The 1359-nt window shown below is 40.7% G+C and carries 1 protein-coding gene; it reads left to right on the top strand.

The features are described 5' to 3' along the window. Window positions 1–103 precede the first annotated feature (103 nt). Window positions 104–1359, top strand: a 1256-nt coding sequence (gene ltrA, locus GSA01S_RS10190) for a group II intron reverse transcriptase/maturase (RefSeq protein ID WP_066127279.1), incomplete at its 3' end; no start/stop codon positions are given.

Genomic DNA, 1359 nt, shown 5'->3' with positions numbered 1-1359 from the left:
TCCTTTATATGTCTGACTAGTTAGGACAATATCACGTATTGATGGAGAAATAACAGAAAAAATAAGACAAATAGGAACAGCGAAACAAGAAAGGAGACACACCATGTCGCAACTATTATTACAAATTTTATCGACTTCCAATATGACACTTGCACTCAAGCAAGTGAAACGGAACAAAGGAAGAGCGGGACTTGATGGTATAACGGTGGATGAAATCGAACAATACATCCGAGCAAACTGGCAAGATATTAAAGGTCAGATAATCCACCGCAAATACAAACCGACCCCAGTGCTCAGAGCTGAAATACCGAAGCCAGACGGCAGTAAGCGAAATTTAGGTATCCCGACTGTCATGGACCGAATTATTCAACAAGCTATTGTACAGGTATTGACCCCCTTATGCGAACCTCACTTCAGTGAATATAGCTATGGATTTCGCCCGGGACGTTCCTGTGAAGACGCCATCATGCAGTTATTAAGCTACCTTAACGATGGTTATGAATGGATAGTGGACATTGACCTTGAAAAGTTTTTCGACAACGTCCCACAAGACCGACTGATGTCACGGGTTCATGAACTTATTCACGACGGCGATGTTGAATCACTTATACGAAAATATTTACAAGCTGGAGTGCAAATCATGGGGGTTTATCATGAAAGTACTCAAGGAACCCCACAAGGAGGGAATTTATCTCCACTCCTATCCAATATCATGTTAAACGAATTGGACAAAGAATTAACAAAACGAGGGCTACAGTTTACGCGATATGCAGATGACTGCATTATAGCAGTCTCAAGTGAAGCAGCAGCCAAACGGGTCATGTACAGTGTTTCTCGCTACATTGAACAGAAACTGGGATTAAAAGTCAATATGACAAAGACAAAAATAACGCGCCCAAACAAACTTAAATACCTAGGATTCGGTTTTTATAAAAACACAAAGAGTCGACAATGGGCACCGCGTCCACATCAGGAGTCGATAGCACGATTTGAACGCAAATTAAAGCAGTTGAGCAAACGAAGCTGGAGCGTTTCACTCACCCAAAGAATTGAGAAACTAAATCAAGTTATAAGAGGTTGGGTTAACTACTACAGCGTAAGTTCGATGAAAACACGACTAAAAAGGATTGACGAGCATTTAAGAACGCGTATAAGGGTCGTGATATGGAAACAATGGAAGACCAAACGCAAACGACTTTGGGGACTTGCCAAGCTAGGAATGCCTAAAGGAATGGCAGACAAAGTCTCTGGTTGGGGAGACCATTATCAATTTGTGGCACTTAAATCAGGGATACAATACTACATCACAAAAGATATCCTAAGAATAAGAGGATTAATAAGTATCTATGATTATTATAT

The organism is Globicatella sanguinis NBRC 15551 (genome assembly GCF_001552295.1).
Taxonomy (GTDB): Bacteria; Bacillota; Bacilli; order Lactobacillales; family Aerococcaceae; genus Globicatella; species Globicatella sanguinis.
The sequence above is the reverse complement of the archived record's forward strand: the minus strand, read 5'-3'. Positions and strand labels throughout refer to the sequence as shown.